Annotated in this window: 13 protein-coding genes; 9 read left to right on the forward strand and 4 right to left on the reverse strand. The window is 59.6% G+C overall.

Going from position 1 to position 21,700, the window contains the following annotated elements; all coding sequences use genetic code 11:
• The first annotated feature begins 178 nt into the window (after positions 1–178).
• Positions 179–4,774, forward strand: a complete 4,596-nt coding sequence (locus tag AC3ISG_RS10975) for an RHS repeat-associated core domain-containing protein (RefSeq protein ID WP_489299251.1) — start codon at positions 179–181, stop codon at positions 4,772–4,774.
• Positions 4,771–5,292, forward strand: a complete 522-nt coding sequence (locus AC3ISG_RS10980; protein ID WP_489299252.1) for an Imm15 family immunity protein — start codon at positions 4,771–4,773, stop codon at positions 5,290–5,292. Before AC3ISG_RS10975 ends, AC3ISG_RS10980 begins: the two co-directional genes overlap by 4 nt.
• Before the next feature lie 86 nt (positions 5,293–5,378).
• Here AC3ISG_RS10980 and AC3ISG_RS10985 read toward each other — a convergent pair whose 3' ends face one another.
• The 4 genes from AC3ISG_RS10985 to AC3ISG_RS11000 all read right to left on the reverse strand — a co-directional run bounded on the left by AC3ISG_RS10985 (position 5,379) and on the right by AC3ISG_RS11000 (position 10,943).
• Positions 5,379–6,509, reverse strand: coding sequence for an SMP-30/gluconolactonase/LRE family protein (locus AC3ISG_RS10985; RefSeq protein WP_489299253.1), 1,131 nt, complete (start codon positions 6,507–6,509; stop codon positions 5,379–5,381).
• 694 nt (positions 6,510–7,203) lie between these two features.
• Entirely contained in the window at positions 7,204–8,430 is a 1,227-nt protein-coding gene (locus AC3ISG_RS10990) for a c-type cytochrome (RefSeq protein WP_122535778.1), read from the reverse strand.
• Positions 8,427–10,190, reverse strand: a complete 1,764-nt coding sequence (locus AC3ISG_RS10995) for a GMC family oxidoreductase (protein ID WP_122535779.1) — start codon at positions 10,188–10,190, stop codon at positions 8,427–8,429. The genes AC3ISG_RS10990 and AC3ISG_RS10995 overlap by 4 nt, the downstream gene beginning before the upstream one ends.
• A gap of 6 nt (positions 10,191–10,196) precedes the next feature.
• A complete protein-coding gene (locus AC3ISG_RS11000) occupies positions 10,197–10,943 on the reverse strand; it encodes a gluconate 2-dehydrogenase subunit 3 family protein (RefSeq protein WP_122535780.1) in 747 nt (248 codons plus the stop codon).
• 556 nt (positions 10,944–11,499) lie between these two features.
• On the opposite strand from AC3ISG_RS11000, the gene mrdA reads away from it, so the two are divergent.
• The 7 genes from mrdA (at position 11,500) to AC3ISG_RS11035 (ending at position 21,699) form a co-directional block, all read left to right on the forward strand.
• Entirely contained in the window at positions 11,500–13,434 is a 1,935-nt protein-coding gene (mrdA, locus tag AC3ISG_RS11005) for a penicillin-binding protein 2 (RefSeq protein ID WP_489299254.1), read from the forward strand.
• Positions 13,435–13,569: 135 nt separating this feature from the next.
• Positions 13,570–15,291, forward strand: coding sequence for a ubiquinone-dependent pyruvate dehydrogenase (gene poxB / locus AC3ISG_RS11010; RefSeq protein ID WP_489299255.1), 1,722 nt, complete (start codon positions 13,570–13,572; stop codon positions 15,289–15,291).
• Positions 15,292–15,587: 296 nt separating this feature from the next.
• Positions 15,588–16,925, forward strand: a complete 1,338-nt coding sequence (locus AC3ISG_RS11015; RefSeq protein ID WP_489299256.1) for a delta-60 repeat domain-containing protein — start codon at positions 15,588–15,590, stop codon at positions 16,923–16,925.
• Positions 16,926–17,310: 385 nt separating this feature from the next.
• Positions 17,311–18,162 (forward strand): MurR/RpiR family transcriptional regulator, encoded by an 852-nt coding sequence (locus AC3ISG_RS11020; RefSeq protein WP_489299257.1) that lies wholly within the window; start codon positions 17,311–17,313, stop codon positions 18,160–18,162.
• Between the two features lie 68 nt (positions 18,163–18,230).
• Complete coding sequence (gene ddpX / locus AC3ISG_RS11025; protein ID WP_489299258.1) at positions 18,231–18,785, forward strand: D-alanyl-D-alanine dipeptidase; 555 nt, start codon at positions 18,231–18,233, stop codon at positions 18,783–18,785.
• A gap of 217 nt (positions 18,786–19,002) precedes the next feature.
• Positions 19,003–20,559, forward strand: a complete 1,557-nt coding sequence (locus AC3ISG_RS11030) for an ABC transporter substrate-binding protein (protein WP_489299259.1) — start codon at positions 19,003–19,005, stop codon at positions 20,557–20,559.
• A gap of 123 nt (positions 20,560–20,682) precedes the next feature.
• Positions 20,683–21,699, forward strand: coding sequence for an ABC transporter permease (locus AC3ISG_RS11035; protein ID WP_489299260.1), 1,017 nt, complete (start codon positions 20,683–20,685; stop codon positions 21,697–21,699).
• Position 21,700: the final 1 nt, after the last annotated feature.

Here is a 21,700-nt window from a genome sequence, read left to right on the forward strand (position 1 = left end):
TTGTTGCGCACTTTTGCTTTGTTATCAGGTTTGGCGTTCGCTCAAACCTATTGTTTTATTTCTTAAGCTATTGATTTTGATTGGATAATTCATAGCTGGCACAGCCCTTGATATCTCCGTGCCCCCCGGATTGGCATTCACGCCTTTTCGGAAGGTTTTTTGAGCACGGAGAGCATCCTTGGCCACCCCCTTAAATCTGCCCGTTGGTGGCGAGAAACCCGCACTTCAGGTGGCAATCGTTCCACTTGATCAGATCCAGTTGGAAGACGTTGGTCTTGGTGCGGCGAATGTCGATGCCTGGCTGCAGGAGATCAGCGGCGGGGTTGTCACGCTTGAGCGGATCAAGACCGTGGCCGGCGGGCTGCCGGTGGTGGGCAACATCATGGCGCTGGTCGATGCGCTGAACGACATCGTTCGGCTGGCGACCAGTGAGAAGCGTGACCCGTTGGACTGGGTCAGTTTGGGCATCAATCTGATCGGCATGGTCCCCATTCCGCCGGGCATGGCGGCGGCGCGGATGAGCCTGCGGCCGATGCTGTTTCTGGTGCGTCAGGAGATGCGTCAGGCGGGGAAGATGGTGCTGGGGGATGCGCTGATCGAGATTCTGATCGGGCACCTGAATGCCACGATTGTCGGAACCCTTGATGACTTTGTGAGCCAGGCGCAGACCAAGCTTCCCGGAATTCTTGAGGAAGCGGGGAAGCTGGGTGAAGGCGTACTGCTTCAGATCGCTGCTGGCTTGGAGAGCTTGGTAGATCCAAAACTGAACGCCAAGGCAGATTTGCTTGAGGCGGAGCAATTGGTTCATGCCGCAGGCGATCTCTGGGCCTACGATCCTCAGGCTGCCATTGGCAATATCTTTGCAGCGGCGGCGGATGTTTGCGTTGCTGCGGGCAAAGGTGCAGTTAACGGCGCCGTCGAGCATTTAGTGCCTGACGCAGTTAAGGCGGAGGTGGTCAGACAGGCCACATTGTTGCGCGCCATGGGACCGGAGCTTCGGACCCAGATTAAAGGTCTGGCGGATCCTGGAGTTCAGAACTCGCTCTGTTCTTTGCTGCTGACTCTGGACGGCGCGGTCGCTAGCTGGCGGTCGCGCAACGGGCATGGTCAATCGTTCAACATCAAGCCTGGGGTTACTAATCAGGCCAAGCGCAGGGCCGGGGAAGGCAAACTTGAGAAGATTCAGCGGGAGACGCCTGCCAAGGGGCGGCCTAATGAGCTGAAGAATTGCGCCTGTGCGGCGACGATCAAGAGCATCAGCTTTGCGATGGGTTCGGAGTCGGTCAGCCATACCGATTTCAGCCTGCCAGGGCCGTTTCCGATTGAGTGGACGCGGACCTATTGCTCCAGTCTGGATGCCTTCGATCATGACGTAATCGGTGCACGGTGGATTACGCCGTTTACTACACGTTTTGATCTCGTCGGCGACGGTTTGGTCTTCCACGACGCTGATGGCCGCAGCCATGAATTCCCTCTTCCCAAGGTCAAACTGTTCCACTTCAACGCCATTGAAAATCTGACCGTCATTCGCCTCAGCAAGGATCGGTTGGTGCTGATGCGGGGCCTGGAGCACAGGGAGACCTATGTTCGCCGGGGTGACCGTTTTGTTCTGATCAACAAGGTTTTACCGAATGGCGCCGGGGTGATGCTGCATTACGAGCATCGGCACCGTGGGGGGTTGGTGCTCTCCGAGCTGGTGACTTACTCGGAGAAAGATGTAAACAAAGTCCATCTTCGCCTGGGCACGTTGATCGATGATCAGGGGCGGCTGACGGGTGTTTGGGAAATACGTGACGGCGACGTCAAACGCCAACTTTGCGCGTATCAGTACGACGATTTTGGTGACCTTGTTCTGGCCCAGGATGAGAACGGCGCCGCGTGGCGTTATCAGTATCAAAACCACCTCATCACGCGCTACACCGACCGCACTAATCGCGGTTTAAACCTGCAATGGCAGGGAACAGGTCCCGACGCCAAAGCCATCCGCGAATGGGCCGATGACGGCAGCTTCGATACTCGGCTGGCGTGGGATGAAAACATCCGTCTGACTTACGTCACTGACGCTTTAGGCCACGAAACCCGCCACTACTACGACAGCTTGGGTTACACCTATCGCATCTGCTATGCCGACGGGCGTTCGGAGTGGTTCTTTCGCGACGCCGCCAAAAACATCATTCGCCATGTACACACCGATGGCAGCACGGATCGTTATCGCTACGACAAGCTAAGCAATCTGACCGAACACACCCGCGCTGATCACAGCGTCATCAATTACGCCTACGACGATAAAAGCCACCTGATCAAGATCAGCGATGGCGAGGGCGGGTTGTGGAAGCGCGACTACGACCATCGCGGAAATCTGATTGAGGCGATCGATCCGCTACAGAACGTTACCGAATACGCCTACAACACGTTTGGTCTTCCTACGGCCATCAAGGACGCTAACGGTAATACCAAGTCGTTGGCCTACAACGACGCCGGACAACTCGTTAAGTACACCGACTGCTCCGGCAAGCTGAGTGTTTGGGAGTACGACGAACGCGGCCAGATGATTCGCTTCACCGACCCGGCCGGGCACAGCACCACGTACGAATACAAAGCCGGTCAGCTTGTCCTGATCAAGCACCCGGACAAAACCGAAGAACGCTTCAGCCGCGACGCTGAAGGTCGTTTGCTGGCCCACTCGGACGGCCTTGAACGCTGCACCACCTGGCGTTACACCGCTGCAGGTTTCATCGCCGAACGCGTCGACGCTGCCGAGCAAACCTTGCGTTACCGCTGGGACAAACTGGGCCGCCTCGTAGCGCTGGAAAACGAAAACGAACGCCGCGCCCATTTTCATTACGACCCGGTAGGCAGGCTGCTTGAAGAACGCGGCTTCGACAATCGCTCGACTCGCTATCAGTACGACCCGCAAACCGGCCGCCTCGCCGAAACCATCAACGGCCAACGCACCATCGCGCTGACCTTCGACCCCATGGGCCGCCTGACCGAACGCCGTGCGACGCTCGGCGAAAAGTCCCAAAGCGAAACCTTTGCCTACGACGGCAATGGCCATCTGGTCATGGCCACCAACGCCGCCAGCCGGTTGCAGTGGTTCCATGACCCCGCCGGGAATCTAGTGCGCGAGCACCAGCATTACTCGAATCTGGATAAACCACTGGTTGCCGTCTGGCAGCACGAGTACGACGCGCTGAACAACCGCGTCGCGACCATCCGCCCGGACGGTCACCGCGTCAGTTGGCTGACTTATGGCAGCGGTCATCTTCTGGGGCTGAAGCTGGACGAACATGAACTGCTCAGTTACGAGCGCGATGACCTGCACCGCGAAGTGGCCCGCCATCAAGGCAATAGCTTGCTGCAAACCCAAAGCTGGGACCCGGCGGGGCGTCTGCACGAACAACTGCTAGGACGCAGCGACGACAAATCCACGTTCATCAAACGCGCCTACACCTACGACGCCGCCGGCCAGCTCACCGACATCCACGACAGCCGTCGCGGCCAATTGAGTTACCGCTACGACCCAGTGAGCCGCCTGCTCAGCGCCACCACTCTCCTGGGCGCCGAAACCTTCGCCTTCGACCCCGCGAGCAATCTGCTCGACGACAGCGCCGCACCCGTCCGCCGCCCTTTTGATCCGAAGCCAGTCCGCCACAAGCTGGTCGACAACCTGCTGCGCGACTATGCAGGCAACCACTACGAATATGACGAACGCGGCAACCAGACAACGCGCTGGACCAACGGACTGCGAAGCGAACTGCACTGGGACCTCTTCGATCGTCTGGCGCACTTCCGAGATCCGCGCCTCACCGTCGACTTCGGCTACGACCCCCTCGGACGTCGCCTCTACAAACTCTCCAAAGCCCACTACCGACCACGCCCCGAGGCCGGCACCGGCTGGAACGAAAACGAACACGCCCGCAAAGAGCGCGAGCTCGGCTGCGGCTTCACGCTATACGGCTGGGACGGCGACAACCTCGCCTGGGAAAGCAGCCCTCCGTCATACGCTGGCGCTTTGGGCCGCACCGTCCACTACATCCATGAACCCGGCACCTTCGTCCCGGTGGCCCAGGCCATCCGCCACGAAACCATCCGCCTCGTAAGCCAACCGATTTACGAAGGTCGCTACAACTTCAAAGAAGACCCGCTGTGGAACTACAAACCCGTCGCGCTACCGATTGATGCACTCGCCTGGTACCAATGCGACCACCTCGGCACCCCTCAGGAAATCACCGACCAAAAAGGCAACACCGCGTGGAGCGCCGAATACAAAGCGTGGGGCGAAGCAACCGAACAGCGCTCAGAGTTCGCCCAGCAAGCCGGCCTGACCAACCCGATCCGATTCCAGGGCCAATACCACGACCACGAAACCGGCCTGCACTACAACCGGCATCGGTACTATGATCCAAAGGTCGGGCGGTTTATCAGCAAGGATCCGATTGGCTATAGTGGTGGGCTAAACCTCTACCACTACGTGCCGAACCCGACGGGATGGATTGACCCGCTGGGGCTCGCCAAAATTGGCGGGCGAACGGGGGGTACGCCCAGACAGGCACAACAAAAAGTCGAAAAACGTCAGGGTCCTGCTGACATCACTCGGATTGACCGTCCAGAGGAGGACGTGCCATACAGTCAGTGGCATGCCCACTGCAAGTGCGGATCTGGCTATAACCTTGACGGATCAATCCATGACAAAGGCAAGGGAGAGGTGAAGTTTTCTAGAAAGACTATCGACTGGCTGAACAGTCATGGATGGAGTATTCCTAAAAAATGAAGTTGACGAAGCTATTTCGCAAAATGATCAGTAAAGAACCCTATAACGATTTGAGCGTATTTTTCTCAGACTTCGAAAGTTTCGAAGAAATACCTTTGATTTCTAGGCATCACCGATTGAAGCTCTTAACGAAAAGTATCGAGAACGACAATGTTTCGGATTTTTTGATCGGTCTTTCATTCTTTCTCATGACCTCGATTAGGACGCTTTCAGTCACTAAGAAAAGCAAAGATATCTTTTTCGCGGTAAGTTTTCCTGACTTTGATCTGTTCGCAGAACAGGGTGTGTTGATGCCGCACATATTCGTATACCCAGCGGCAGTCTCAACTGGTTTCGTGGAAAAGATAAAAGCCAAGCAGAGAACTGAAAGCTCACGAGAGATGAATGAAGTAAAAAGACATTTTGCAAGATGCAACCTTGAACTGATTTTTGAATTTTATGAAAGCCGATTCCACGACTCGGCTAGCGGGGAGGACATAATAAGGATTTACGCAGTCCCTAAAAAACTTGGGGTGTAAAAACCCTAAAGGGTGCGGTCCCCTTTAAGCCAAAAGCAATGCGAAGGTAGACGGTCGTTTGACCGTCTTGTGATCCAGCCAACCCCTTACACCGCAAACCCAGTCCCGCGCGTATTCACAAACAGCGAGTAAATCGAGTGACTGCTCGCCATGAACAACCGATTCCCTTCACGTCCACCAAAGCAAAGATTCGGGCAGCGCTCCGGCAATGAGATGTGCCCGATGGCCTTGCCCTGGGGGTTGAACACGCGCACGCCGTCGAGTTTTTCCAGGTCGGCCTTGGGGTCGCCGTTGCCGCCCCAGCCGCACCACAGGTTGCCGGCTTCGTCGCACTTGATGCCATCGATGGCGGCGTAGTCCAGGCCTTCGATGTGTTTGCGGCGTTCGCCCAGGGTGCCGTCGTCCTTCACCGCGATGGCCCAGATCAGGCGGTTCGGTTTGGCGCGACCTTCGACGACGTACAGGGTCTTCTCGTCAGGGGAGAAGCACAGGCCGTTGGGGCCGGCGAGGTCGTCGATCACCCGGGTGACTTTCCTGCTCTCGCCGTCGATGCGGTAAACCGCGTGGGGCTGGGTCGGGGTGATTTTGTGGCCCTCGTAGTTGTTGCTGGTCTGGAAGGGCGGGTCGCTGAACCAGATCGAGCCGTCGCTTTTGCAGACGATGTCGTTGGGGGAGTTGAAGGGTTTGCCGTCGAAGCTGTCGGCCAGCACGGTGATGGTGCCGTTGTATTCAGTGCGGGTGATGCGCCGGCCTTCGCTGGTGGTGGTGGAACCCTCGCAGACGATGAGGCGGCCCTGGCGATCGCGGCACATGCCGTTTGAAAAGTTGGAATGCTCGCGGTAGACCGTGAAGGTATCGGTGATTTCGTCCCACCGCATGATGCGGTCGTTGGGAATATCGCTGACCAGCAAGTAACGCCCGTCACCGACCCAGACCGGTCCTTCGGCCCAACGCATGCCCGTGGCGAGTTTTTCCACGCTGGCGTTGAAAACCCGCAGTTCGAGAAAGCTGTCGTCGAGAATGTGAATGAGCGGATCCGGGTAGCGCTGGCTCAGGGGTTCTGCGGCAGACGTGAGGCGGGGCAGAGCGGCGCTGCCGACGGTGGCCAGCGTGGCGGAAACGGCGAGGGATTTTTTCAGGAAGCTGCGGCGGGTGTTGCCGCTTGACGGTTGTGGGGTTTCAGCGTGCTCGGGCAAGGCGGACAGGGATGAGTCCATGTAGCGATCTCCGTTCTATTATTTTTTTACGGGTCGCTAGTAATACCTCGTGATAAGACATCGTACAAGTGAATGATGGGTGGGTTATCCCGTTCGCCCTCCGAGGACATCGGTGCCCGAGCAGGCCTCTTCCCGGCTAAAGCCGGTCCCACTAAAAGCATCGCGTGCAGTCGGTGGGACCGGATTCAGCCGGGAATCGACGCGGAGCGTCATGGGATGCATGCCCACGCGGAGCGTGGGAACGATCATCAGCGTGAGCAGCAAGATTGATGATGCCCGAGCAGGCCTCTTCCCGGCTAAAGCCGGTCCCACTAAAAGCATCGCGTGCAGCCAGTGGGACCGGCTTTAGCCGGGAAGCTTTTGATTTGCTGTTGATCTTCAAACGCAAAAAGTTCAGACACCACAAATCGCGACTTGGGTGCAGGCTGAACGGAGGTTTCGCGGAGTGGGCCGAGCCGCATGGATGCGGCGAGAGCTGCCCCCCGCCATGGATGGCGGATGGCAGCGGGCCCACGGAGCGAGACCGGAGTGAGGGAACCCGACGAAGTCGGGCCAAACCAGGAGCAAGCACCCTTGGTTACTTGGGGTGCTTTTCCAAGTAACTCGCCGAAGGCGAAACGTCTGCCCTTAGGCAGACGCCCTTGATCTTCCCCAAGGCCGGGCACGCTCCCAGGCCAGGCAAAGAACGAAAAACCTACTTCGCCCTCAACCCCTCCCGCACATCCTTCACATCCGAACCGGACACCGCCGGCGCCGCATTGCCCCACGTATTACGCACATACGTCAGCACATCCGCGACATTCTCATCCGAGAGATTCCAGCCAAACGCCGGCATCGCCGGAGCCGTAGGCGCCGCATCCGTCGCGCCCGCACGACTGCCCGCCAGCACCACACGAATCAGCGAAGACGGGTCATTGCTGTTCACCAACGGCGCCATCGCCAGTTTCGGGAACAGATGGGCCGCACCTTCACCCGTCGGCGTATGGCACGCCGAGCAACGATCCGCGTAAATCGCCTTGCCCGCCACCATCGCCGCATCGTCTGCAGCAATCGGCTTGGCCGCTTCCACCGGCTTGGCGCCATCCTTCAAGTACACCGCCACCGCCAGCAAATCCTCGTCCTTCCAGTGCTGCGAAGAATGTTCAACTTCCTCGGCCATTGGCCCGGAGGCGATGTCGAAACGGTTCGCGCCGGTCTTCAGGTACTTGACGATATCGGCCTCGCTCCACGCACCGATGCCATCGTGGCCCGTGGAGGTGATGTTCGGCGCGACCCAGTTCTGCAGATTGGCGCCGGTGAGGAACTGATCGTTCTTGTCACCGCCAATCAGGTTCTTCGGGGTGTGGCACGTGCCGCAGTGGCCCAGACCTTCCACCAGGTACGCGCCGCGGTTCCACTGCTCGGACTTCTGCGGATCGGCCTTGAACTCGCCTTCCTTGAAGTTGATCAGGTTCCAGCCGATCAGGCTGGTGCGCACGTTGAAGGGGAAGGGCAGCTGGTTGGTTTCAACCTTGTTCTCCACCGGATCCACTGTCTTCAGGTACGCGAAGATCGCCAAATTGTCTTCACGCAGCACCTTGGTGTACGCGGTGAACGGCATGGCGCCATACAGGCGCTTGCCGTCCAGGCCGTGACCCTTGGACATGGCGTTCTGGAAATCCTCGAAGCTCCAGCGGCCGATGCCGGTCGCAGGGTCAGGCGTGATGTTCGCGCCCGCCAGCTTGCCGAACGGCGTATCGAGGATCACGCCGCCGGAAAACAGCGGTTTGCCCGGGATGGTGTGGCACGCCGTGCAGTCGCCCAAGGTGGTGAGGTAGCGGCCTTTTTCCACTATGTTGTAGGAATCGGCGCCGGTTGCTGCGTGCGCAAGGGAAACAGACAGGCCGATAACGCCTGCGCAGACTGTCAGAAGAGTTTTCATACGCTGATCATCTCCCCTGGACGCTTGAGATAGCGGGTGCGGATCGCATCCGCCGCTTTGAAGGCCAGTGCCGCGACGGTGCCGGTCGGGTTGTAGCCCGGGTTTTGCGGGAAAGCGGAGGAGCCGACCACGAACAGGTTCGGCACGCCCCACACTTGCAGGTGCTTGTTCACCGAACTGTTTTTTGGATCAGCGCCCATGATGAAGCCGCCGACGATGTGCGACGACTGGTATGGCGCGCTGTTCCAGTGCCCCTGCTGAGAGCTGGGCACCATCTGCCGCGGGTTCATGCTCTTGGCGATCTCGCCGACCTTGCCGGTGACGTACGCGGCCATCTTGCGGTCGTTCTCCGGGAAGTCGAAGGTGATGCGCAGCAGCGGGCGACCCAGCGGATCTTTATAGGTCGGGTCCAGCGACAGGTAATTGGTGCGCGTCGCGTAACTGCTCGCTTCGCAGCCGATGGACATGGTGGCGGCGTAGTTCTTCACCGTGGCTTTCTTCCATTCCGAACCCCAGGCCGGGGTGCCGGGCGGGAGAGGGCGGGAGTCGATGGGCGCAGCGCCGATCGGGGTGACGCGGGTGCTGCCGCCGCCAACGAAGCCCAGACCCGAGTGGTCGAAGTTGTCGTTGTTGAACTCGTCGATGCCCATGCCGATGGCGCCGCCGCCGATAAACGGGTTGAAGTTCTTGTCATCGAAGAACATGCGCACGCTGTTGGCGGTCTGGTAGGCGTAGTTGCGGCCCGTGGTGCCGGTGTTGGTCACCGGGTCGTACGGCTGGCCGACGCCGGACAACAGCATCAGGCGCACGTTTTCGAAGATGAACGCGCTGATCACCACCAGTTCGGCGGGCTGTTCCCATTCCTCGCCGTTGGCGTCCATGTAGATGATGCCGGTGGCGCGCTTGCCGCTGCTGTCCATGGTCACCCGCAGGACTTCGCAGTTGGTCATCGCGGTGAAATTCGGCTTGCGCACCAGCACCGGCAGTACCGTGGTGATAGCGCTGGCCTTGGAGTAGTTGGCGCAGCCGTAGTTGGTGCAGAAACCGCAGAACGTGCAGGCGCCCATGGCCACGCCCAGGGAGTTCACGTAGGGGCGCGAAAGCAAGGCCGACGGCACCGGGAACGGCTTGTAGCCGAGGTTTTTCGCGGCTTCGGCGAACAGCGTCGGGGCGTAGGTCTGTGCCGTCGGCGGGTTCGGGTATTCCTCGGAACGCGGACCTTCGAAGGTGTTGCCGCCTTCCTGGATCACGCCCTTGATGTTGCCGGCCTTGCCGGAGATGCCCGCCAGGCGATCGAACTTGGCGTAGAAAGGCTCCATTTCCTCCCAGTCGGTGCCCCAGTCCTGCAGGGTCAATTCCGGCGACAGCTCCTTGCCGTAACGCTCGGTCAAGTAGCTGTGCAGCCGGAATTCGTGGGGCTGAAAGCGGAAGGTGATGCCGGCCCAGTGATTGCCGGCGCCGCCGGTGCCGTTGCCGGGGTGGAACGAGCCCCAGCTGCGCATGGGTAGCGCTGTCTCGGTCACGCTGTTTCGAATGGTCGTGGTGTTTTGCCGGGTCCTCAGCATCAGGTCCTGACGGCGGTTGTAGCGCAGTTCATCCGCGGCCGAGGCCACGTTGAAGTCAGCGGCGGTGTCGCGCCATGGGCCGCGTTCAAAGCCGATGATCTTCAGGTTTTCGTCAGCCAGTTCATTGGCGATGATGGATCCGGCCCAGCCGAGCCCGACAACCACGACGTCCGTGGATGGTAGTTTTTTGGCCATGTCGAATTAACCCTTCTTGGTCCAGGCGGAGCTGCCGATGATGGAGAGCGGCACCAGATTGAGCTTCTGGTTGTGCAGGCCGATGTACTCGCGGTAGTCGTAGCGGGCACCAGGGAAGCCGATCATTTTCCACGACACCATGTCGCGGTTGCCGCCGTACACCGGGTCGGCGAAGAAGCCTTCCATGGTGTTGCCGAGCACTTGCTGGAAGAACAGCTTGGCGTCGATGCCCTCCAGCGTGATCTCGGCCTTGTCCAGACCGGTGAGTACCTTGTCCTGCTGTTCCGCGGTCAGGGCGCTGAAGTTTTTCTGGAACTGCTTCTGGCAGTACCCTTCGAGGCCTGCGAGGCCGAGACGGTAGCGCTGGCGCGGCACCAATTCCGACTGGTCACCCTGCATCGGCGTGCCCTGAACGAACGGGCCCTGCATGTACAGACGGCTGAACGTGCCGTACTCGCCAGCGAGTTGACGGTCGATGAACACTGCGCAACCGGCGTCTTTGCCGCTGACGCTGAGCTCATCGGCGGGGATCAGCCGGGCGACGATGGCTTCCACCGCAGTGGCTTCGGCGTCAGTGAAGAATTGCCAGCCGGGCGTGTCGTAGTGCATCGGACCGTTGTGGTCGAAGGGCACCCACTGCGGAACGCCGACGACGGTGGCGGCCTGGGCCGTAGCGGCGGCGCCCACGGCCAGCGTGGTGGCTGAACCTTTCAGCAACTGGCGGCGGGTGAGGCCTTTGGATTTCTCTGTCATTCCGGGCTCCTGCAAAACCACGCCCCCACAGGCCATTGGGGAATGGTCCGTGCCGGGGCTATGCTCTGCGTTCTTTATCACGGGTATTGCCGCGCATACGATGTGCACGGCAAGTGGCTCTTGGCGGGGTGTGACATTGGGTCTCTGGCAAGCCAGCGCACGAATGGCGCACGCTAGGCGGGGAATTGCCGCAACTGATCATCATCTTTTCACGCCAACTGCCATGGTAGATGTGTTGCGAGTTATTGCCACGGACGATTTTCGTAAATGACTGTTACTGATTTCGTAACAGTCAGGCCTCGCCTCAGTAACAATGGGCTTTCGCGGAACCTCGGTCAGGTGACCGAAGCGAGTCAGTTGATCCAACCCATGCACATGAACCGGGCGTGCTCCCGGCCTGCGCGCACTCGCGTAATGGCACGAACCTGACAGAATCTTCATAAAGCCGAGCCCGTCGCCAGGAACACTTCTTGGTATCGTGCACGCCATTTGCGTCCTGCATCTTCACGCGAGGCGCTGACTGTGCCGTTCATCTTTTCACCGAGTAGCGACAGAAATGCCCGATCCGATACCCTTAAAAGACCACGAGAAGGAAACCCGGCTGGTCAACAAACGCTTGATCGCCTGTGCCGTTTTCGTGGCCATGCTCAGCGTTGCGCTGGTCTGCCGCATGTACTTCCTGCAAGTCACCGAATTCGCCTACCACTCCACCATCTCTGAAAACAACCGCGTCCACGTGCTGCCGATTCCGCCGGAGCGCGGGCTGATCTTCGACCGTAACGGCGTGATCCTCGCCGATAACCGGCCCAGCTTTAACCTGACCATGACCCGCGAGCGCGCAGGGGACTGGCACGCGGTAATCGACGAGCTGATGCAGATCCTCAACCTGCCCGATGAGGACCGAATCATCTTCGACAAGGCGATGAAAAACTCACCCCACCGCTTTGTGCCGGTAACCCTGCTGTATGAGCTGACCGAAGATCAGATCGCGCTGCTGGCGGTCAACCAGTTCCGCCTGCCTGGGCTGGACGTCGAGGCGCAGTTCGTTCGCCATTACCCGCTGGCGGAGCACTTCGCCCATTCCATCGGCTACGTCGGCCGAATCAACGAGAAGGAAGCGACCCAGCTCGATCAGGTCGAATACCGCGGCACACAGTCCATCGGCAAGACCGGGGTTGAGCGGTTCTACGAAAGCGAACTGCACGGCCATGTCGGCTATGAAGAAGTGGAAACCAATGCCCAGGGTCGCGTATTGCGCGTGCTCAAGCACACCGATCCGGTGGCGGGCAAAAACATCACGTTGAGCCTGGACATCAAGCTGCAAGAGGCGGCGGAACACGCGCTGGGGGATCGTCGCGGCTCGGTGGTCGCCATTGATCCGGCCACCGGCGAGGTCCTGGCGATGGTCAGCAAGCCGAGCTTCGACCCGAACCTGTTCGTCACCGGCATCAGCTTCAAGGAGTATTCCGCGCTGCGGGATTCAGTCGACCGGCCGCTGTTCAACCGCGTGCTGCGCGGGTTGTACGCGCCGGGCTCGACGATCAAGCCGGAGGTGGCGATTGCCGGCCTGGACAGCGGCGTGATCACGCCGTCGACGCGGGTATTTGACCCGGGCTATTTCCAGCTGCCGGACTTCGATCACAAGTACCGCAACTGGAACCACAGCGGCGATGGCTGGGTGGACCTTTACGCGGCAATCATGCGCTCCAACGACACCTACTTTTACGACCTGGCGCACAAGCTGGGCATCGACCGACTGCACGATTACCTGACCATGTTCGGCATCGGCCAGAAGGTCTCCCTGGACATGTTCGAAGAATCGGCGGGCCTGATGCCGTCGAAAGAATGGAAACGCATCACCCGCCGTCAGGCCTGGTTCCCGGGGGAAACGGTGATCCTCGGTATCGGCCAGGGCTACATGCAGGTGACGCCGCTGCAACTGGCGCAGGCAACAACGCTGATCGCCAGCAAAGGTGTGTGGCACCGTCCGCACCTGGCCAAAGAGATCGGCGGCGTGGCGCCGGTGGACGAGCATCCGATGCCGAACATTGTGCTACGTGATTCCCACGAATGGGATCAGGTCAACAATGGCATGCAAGCCGTGATGCACGACGCGCGTGGTATCGCCCGTGCGGCCGCCCAGGGTGCGCAATACCGCATCGCCGGCAAGAGCGGCACCGCGCAGGTGGTGGCGATCAAGCAGGGCGAACGCTACAACCGCAACAAGACCCTGGAGCGGCACCGCGACAACGCCTTGTTCGTCGGTTTTGCGCCGGCGGCCAGTCCCAAGATCGTCGTCGCGGTGATGATCGAGAACGGCGAGGCGGGCGGTCGCGTGGCCGGTCCCGTGGTGCGGGAAATCCTTGATGCCTGGCTGCTGGATCAGGACGGCCACCTGAAACAGCAATACGCCACGCCGAGTGTCACGCCGATCAATCCGAAGGTGCAGATCGCTGCGCCGGACAAGTCCGTGGGCCAGCCGCCGGTGTGATATCCGGCGCTGAGCAGTCACTGCGTTTCCCTAAGACGCACTGAACTGTCCCCGGCGCAACAGGTCGATTTGAGACCACACGTGGGGTCTGTTTCGGCCTCGCGCGCCAATTCGACTCGACAAGGAATTTGCCCCATGTCCAGCAGAACCATCGCCGACTACCTCGCCCAAACCCTCGCCGCAGCCGGCGTCTCGAAGATCTGGGGCGTCAGCGGCGACAGCCTGAACGGCCTGACCGACAGCCTCCAGCGCCTGGGCAAGATCAAGTGGATGCACACCCGTCACGAAGAAGTCGCGGCGTTTGCGGCCGGTGCGGAAGCAGCGTCCACCGGCAAGCTGGCGGTGTGCGCGGGCAGTTGCGGTCCGGGTAACCTGCATTTGATCAACGGCCTGTATGACTGCCACCGCAGCGGTGTGCCGGTTCTCGCTATCGCCGCGCAGATTCCGTCTTCCGAGATCGGCCTGAACTACTTCCAGGAAACCCACCCCACCGATTTGTTCAAGGAGTGCAGCCACTTCGTCGAAACCGTCAGCACCCCCGAGCAGTTTCCGCGGGTACTGGAGCGGGCGATGCGCGCGGCCATCAGCCAGCGCGGCGTCGCGGTAATCGTGGTGTCCGGTGACGTCGCCCTGAGCGCAGCGCCGGACATTAAACCAGAATGGGTCGATCACGCCCCAGCGCGGGTCATCCCGGCAGAAGCCGACCTGCAACGTCTGGTGGACCTGCTGGACAAATCCAAGGCCGTGACCATCCTCGCGGGCGCGGGCTGTGCCGAGGCCCACGATCAAGTGGTCGCGCTGGCCGAGAAGCTCTCGGCGCCGGTGGTTCACGCCCTGCGCGGCAAGCAGTACATCGAATACGCCAACCCCTTTGACGTGGGCATGACCGGGCTGATCGGCTTTAGCTCCGGCTACCACGCGATGATGGCCTGCGACACCCTGGTGATCCTCGGCAGCAGCTTCCCGTACCGCAATTTCTACCCGGAAAAAGCCAAGGTCATTCAGATCGATATCGACCCGACCGCCATTGGCCGTCGCGTGCCGGTGGCCCTCGGTCTGGCCGGCGGCATCGCTGAAACCCTTGATGCCGTACTGCCGCGCCTCAAGGCGCACACCGACCGCAAATTCCTCGACAAAGCGCTGGATCACTACGCCAAGTCCCGCGAAGAACTCGACGAACTGGCCACGCCGTCGGGCCATGGCGAGGCGATTCACCCGCAGTACCTGACGCGACTGGTTGACGCCTACGCCGACCCGGACGCGATCTTCACCGTCGATGTCGGCACGCCGACGTTGTGGGCCGCGCGCTACCTGACCATGAACGGCAAGCGCTCGCTGCTGGGCTCGTTCAACCACGGCTCCATGGCCAACGCCATGCCCCAGGCATTGGGCGCCAAGGCGGCATTTCCGCAACGGCAAGTGGTGGCGCTCTGCGGTGACGGCGGCTTGTCGATGCTGATGGGCGACCTGCTGTCGATCCGTCAGTTGAACCTGCCGGTCAAGCTGGTGGTGTTCAACAACAGCTCGCTGGGTTTTGTCGCGATGGAAATGCAGGCGGGCGGCTACGTGCCCCATGACACCGATTTCGACAGCACCAATTTTGCCAACATCGCCATCGGTGCGGGCATTCTCGGGATTCGCGTGGAGGACTCGGCGGACCTGCCGAATGCGCTGAAGAAGGCGTTCGAGCATCCGGGACCGGTGGTGGTGGATGTCGTGACCGCGAAACAGGAGCTGGGTATGCCGCCGAAGATCAAACTGGCTCAGGCGAAAGGCTTCAGCCTGTTCATGCTTAAGGCTGTAATGAACGGTAAAGCGGACATGGTGTTGGAGTTGGCGAAGACCAATTTGCGCTGATTGTCAGCTCCGCGGATGGGTGCTGCGTTCAGTGCGCAGCGCCTGTTCGAGGGTTATAAGAATGAAACGGATTAAATGCAGACTGCAACATCACGCGTAGCCAGTTCATATCTCGCAGTACTAGATTTATTGGAAATAAGCGTAATTTCGAAATATACCAGTCATCGGTAACCCCTTGATTTATTGCAGTTTTGTTCGTGGAAGAGCGCTGTAAAGCACCGCTACAGTCGTTTGAATCAGATGTTGGCCTCGGCTACGCTCTAACACTCAACACTCATTCATTAAGGAAGATGATCATGAGCAAAAAGAGCGCAACGGGCGACGTTAATCTTGGCCATCACGCAGGTGACCGGGATGTAAACTTTGCCGAAGACGGTGTCATCAGAAGTGTGACGCAAACGTTTGCTGCTGATCCAACGACGACTGAGCAGAAGTTTTACATGTCACTGACTGTCTATCCTACCGGTGCGGATGCGAGCGAGCTTTGGCGTTACAACGCCGACGGCACTATGGATCATGATTTTCCACGTGTACAGATCACCGCGATCAATGAAGAGATGAGCGCGGTGATTGATATCCAACGTTTGATATTTAGTCAGCCCAAAGGCAAGTTGGAGGCCGCAAGTACAGCAGGCACGATAACCTGCGTTGGCGTCACCCGAGCCCTTGTGAGGACCGGGGATGAGGCGACTTCGGGCATCTACTATTATCCGGCAGCCGTGCGCATTACCGCAGAAGGCAAGATGGATCCGGACTTTGGTACCAAAGGGGTGATGCTTTATAAATTCGATAAAGAGCGCGATGGAGACGGTACCAGACCTAACGTACAGTCCTCGGCTTTTAATTCCTACCCAGGCACCTTACAGTCCGGTGGCGATATTCTATTCTGCTGTGGCCTCGTCGATCTGAAGGAAAATAAATACGCGTACGCCCTTGTCAAGTTAAAAAACGACGGTTTACCAGATTTGAGCTATGGCGATAGGGGTGTGAGAGTCATCGCTACGGCGGCAGACCCTAGTGCCGCTCATTGGAAAGATTACGGCGTTGACGCCGCAGGGGATCTCACATTAGTGGGGGCGACGTCCACAGGGGATGCGGGGATCGTTTCCCGGTATGGCGCGGATGGTGAGGTAGACGCAAACTACGGGCCAAATCATGACGGCACCCAGACGCTTAAGATCAACGGGTTGAACTCTTACATCCATCAGATACACGTGTCTGAAGAAGGGGCTACAACCCTGCTTTTCGCCGTTGATTCCCTCGATACACCTGTCGCTGTAGTGAGACTCGTGAAGAGCGGCGAACAAGATCCGCAGTTTAATGATGGTAAGCCGGTGTTGATTGGAGATATTGAAAAGGACAACGTTCGCCTAGCTGTAGACCGTAAAGAGCGCATCGTTGTAAGTGGCGAGAGCTTAACGTCGCCGGGCGTTGCGCGCGTCGTCAGGCTTGCGTCGAACGGGACGCCAGACACTTCATTCGGTAACAGCGGAGTTAACGAGTACCCCACGCTGACTCCTTTTAACCGTGTGGTCATTCAAAATCAATCTGACATTCTTGCAGCAACCGTTGACAGGACATGGGTCGACGTCCCGGTGGTCGTCAGATTGCTTGGCGAGAGCGTCGAGGACTGAAGCCCCGGTCAGTAGAGGTTAGTAGCAACATCGGCGTTTCAAGTTGTTCTTTATCACACTTGGGAGGCCGGCTTCGTCCGGAGACACTGTCCTTCAGTCGACGCATTCCTTCGCCTGAAATCAGTTGTCTCCGGACAGGTTTTGCTCTTATCCAAAGACGGGCACCCCCGGTGATTACATCCACTCGATATTTTCGCCCTCAAACAGCGCGTTTTCGCGCTCTGCGCACCACCCTGAATCATCAAAATCCCCCGCGTTAAATGTCTTGAAAAAAGCGTTGTAAGCTCGCGAAGCACGATGTTATGTTGCTAACATCCTGTTGCAAAATGACCATCGAATAACATTATTTCGGTCCACGCAACCCGGCTCCACCAGCGGAATCTCCATGGAAAAGCGTCCCTTCCTTGATGCATTGGAACAGCGGTTCAGCGACCTGACGCCCACCGGCAAGCGCATCGCCGGGTACCTGCTGGCCAATCCGCAGAAGCTGCCGTTCGAGACTGCCGACAGCATCGCCCAGCAGACCGGCACCACTGGCATTTCGGTGGGGCGGTTTCTGCGCTCCCTTGGCTATCGCAACATCGACGACGTCAAACAGAGCCTGCGCGGTGACAGCGCCAGTCCGTGGGTGATCACTGATCGGCTCGGCGCTTTTCGCGAAGAAAACACCCAGGGCGATGCACTGGAACGTTCGATGAACCGCGAGCTGGAAGCCATCCAGCGGGTCTACGCGCTGGCACGCAGCGAAACCTTCGCCCGCATCGTTGAGCGGCTGCACAGCGCCGATGCGGTGTTCATCGTCGGCATCCAGACCACTCGCGGCATCCTCAACGCGTTTTTCAGTCATCTGGAGTACATCCGGCCCAAGGTGTACTACGTCGACGGCTTGTCCGGCACCTACGCCGAATCGCTGAATTCTCAATTTGAAAATCCCTACGCCGTGGTCGCCGACTTCCGCACCTATTCCGCCGTCACGCGGACCTTCTGCGAAGTCGCCCATCAGCAAGACGTAGGGCTGGCATTTATCACCGACTTTCACTGCCCATGGGCGCGGGATTACCCGAGCGATCTGCTGCAGCTCAATTCCGACGTGGGGCAGTTCTGGGATTCCCTGGCGCCGCTGACCTGCCTGTTCAATTTGATGGTGTCGGCGGTGGCCGACCGTTATGGCGACCGCCTCGACCAGCGGCTGGCGAAGAACCGCGAGCTGCAACAACTGTTTGGCCAGTTTGAATGAGCCCGATTGCCCGGTTGAAGCCGGTCCCACTGAAATAACTCGCACACGCTGATCTGGAGTGTCGTTACGTGAATAGCCCCCTCGTCGAAGTCGACGCCCACGCGCTGCAGGTCGAGGTCGACTTGATCTACGCCGGCGTCGACAACCTCGCCGGCAAGCAGATTTACCAGGATCCGCGCTGCCTGCTGCACCGCGACGCCGAGCGTTGTCTGCGCAAAGCCAGTCGTCTGGCGCGCCAAGCAGGATTCAGGCTGAAAATATTCGACGCCTATCGTCCGGCTTACGCGCAGTACCTGCTGTGGCAAGCGCTGCCCAACCCCGAATACGTGCGCGATCCCGGTCTGGGTTCTCATCACACCCGAGGCGTGGCAGTGGACCTGACCCTGATCGACGCCAGCGGCCAGGCACTGGACATGGGCACCGGTTTCGATGACATGCGCGAGCAGTCCCATCAGTTCTTCGCTGACCTGCCCGCCGGTATACAGCGCAATCGCCTGCTGTTGCTGGGGATCATGCTGGCGGCAGGCTTCACATACATAGACAGCGAGTGGTGGCATTACGAACTGCCCGACGCCGAGGACTACCCGCTGATCGACGACGGCTCGATCCAGCCCGCTAACTGAGTCCGCAGCACCCGACACGCAGCACGCACCAGAACACAAGACACACGAACACACGACCGGGACAACCATGAATCCCGGCTGAATCTGGCGCTTACCCGACCTCGCAAGGGCAGGGCGCGCCATTTCCCGGGCCCCAGGCCTGGAGCTTTAACTGCCCGGTATAGCTTCAATAACAAACCTGACGAACTTTCAGACATCGAACGATCAAGGAACCGGCATGAAATCAATCGTTACCCCCCGCACTCTGGCGATGGCAGTCCTCTGCACTGCGATGGGCCTCGGCGCCTGGCAATCGGCCAGCGCAGCCGTGGCCCAGGACACCCTGATGATCGGCAAACCGTCCGACCCGCAGACCCTCGACCCGGCCGTGACCATCGACAACAACGACTGGACCGTGACCTACCCGGCGTACCAGCGGCTGGTCACCTACAAGGTCGAAAACGGCAAGGGCAGCACCGAAGTGGCGGGGGAGCTGGCCAGCAGCTGGACCACCTCGGCGGACAATCTGACCTGGGAATTCAAGCTCAAGCCCGGCAACAAGTTCGATGATGGCGCCGAGGTCAATGCCGAGGCGGTGAAGTTCTCCTTTGATCGGGTGATGAAGCTCAAGCAGGGTCCGTCCGGCGCCTTCCCCGAAGACATGGCCGTCTCGGTGGTCGACCCGCTGACCGTGCGCTTCACCCTCAAAGCGCCGTACGCGCCTTTCCTCTCGACCCTGGCCCACAACGGTGCGGCGATCATCAACCCCGATGTGGCGAAGAAGGCGGAAGGCGCTGACGCGTACCTGTCCACTCACACCGCAGGTTCCGGGGCGTTCAAGCTGGTTAACTGGCAGAAAGGCCAGACCCTGACCATGGAGCAGAACAGCTACTACGCCGGCCCGAAACCCACCTTGAAAAAAGTCGTGGTGAAGATCATCGGCGAGGCCTCCGTGCGGCGTTTGCAGCTGGAACACGGTGATCTGGACATCATCGAAGACATGCCCGAAGACCAGCTCGAAGCGCTGGCGAGAAAATCGGGCATCGTTGTCGGCGATTACCCGTCGCTGCGGGTGACGCTGCTGTACCTCAACACCCAGAAAGCGCCGATGAACAACCCGGATGCGCGGCGGGCCATCGTTGAATCCCTGGATTACGACGGCATCATCAACGGCATCCTGAAAGGCAAGGCCAAGCCGCTCAACGGCCCGATCCCCCAGGGCATGTGGGCCTATGACGAGAAGCTGCCGGCGTTCAAGCAGGACATGGAAAAGGCCAAGGCGGATCTTGCGAAAGTCTCGCCGAAGGTCAGCAACCTGACGTTCATGTACTCCGACAAAGACCCGAACTGGGAACCCATCGGCCTGACCCTGCAAGCCGGTCTGCAACCGCTGGGCGTGAACCTCAGGCTGGAGAAGCTCGCCAACGCCAGCATGCGTGAGCGCCTGGGCAGCGGTGACTTCGACATCGCCATCGGCTCGTGGAGCCCGGACTTCGCCGACCCCTACATGTTCATGAACTTCTTCTTCGACTCGAAGCTGAAAGGCCTGGCCGGTAACCGTTCGTTCTACGACAACCCTGCGGTGGACAAGCTGATTCGCGAATCGGCGACAACCAACGACATGGCCAAGCGCACCGAGCTGTACCAGCAGGCGCAGAAGATCGTGCTCAACGACAGCGTCTACGCCTACCTCTACCAGAAGGCGTACACCTTGCCGATGAGCGAGAAGGTCAAGGGCTACGTATTCAACCCGATGCTGGAACAGGTGTTCAACGTCGGCACGATCACCAAGTAACCCTTTTATCCCGTTAACCGCTGTGATTTACAGGGCTCCGCAAGGGAGGCGGGGTCCTGTGGAGCAGCGCTGTGTCCGCGAGCTGTTTCGCGTTATTGATCGACTGCGTGACCGAGGTGCCCCATGGCCTTCCTGAATATGCTGCGCAAACGCCTGGGCGGCCTGCTGCTGGTGGTGTTCGGCGTTTCCCTGATTACCTTTTCCATCTCGCACCTGATTCCGGGCGACCCCGCGCGACTGATCGCCGGGGACCGTGCCACCGACGCCATCGTCGAAAACATCCGCCATCAGCTGGGGCTGGATCTGCCGCTGTATCAACAATACGGCCGCTACATGCTCGACCTGCTGCACGGCGATTTGGGCACGTCGATTCGCACCCATCGTCCGGTGTTCGAAGACTTGCAGGCGTTCTTCCCGGCAACGCTGGAGCTGGCGCTGGCGGCGCTGACGTTGTCGATTCTGGTGGGTGTGCCGTTGGGCGTGCTCTCGGCGGTGTACCACAACCGCTTCATAGACCAGGTCGCGCGAACCCTCGCGGTGACCGGGATTTCGACCCCGGCGTTCTGGCTCGGGCTGGGCCTGATCGTGCTGTTTTACGGTCACCTGAACTGGCTGCCCGGCAGCGGGCGCCTGGATGAAGGCCTGGACCCACCCCGGACCGTCACCGGTTTTTACCTGATCGATACGCTGCTGGCGGGCGACACCGGGCTGTTCTTCAACGCCGTGCAGCACTTGATTCTGCCGGCCATCACCTTGGGCTTCGTCAACCTGGGCGTGGTGGCGCGGCAGATTCGCTCGGCGATGCTCGACCAGCTCGGCGAAGATTACATCCGTACCGCTCGCGCCTACGGCCTGTCGAAATGGGCAGTGATTCTGCGACACGCCTTGCCCAACGCGCTGATTCCCTCGGTGACGGTATTGGGACTGACCCTGGGCGATCTGCTCTACGGCGCGGTGCTCACGGAAACCGTGTTCGCCTGGCCGGGCATGGGCGCTTACGTGGTCAAGTCGATCCAGTCGCTGGATTTCCCGGCAGTGATGGGCTTCGCGATCATGGTTTCCTTCATTTATGTGCTGCTGAACATGGCGATCGATCTGCTGTACCGCCTGATCGATCCGCGCATTGGCGAGGTCAACTGAC

The organism is Pseudomonas sp. GL_135, from assembly GCF_057834665.1.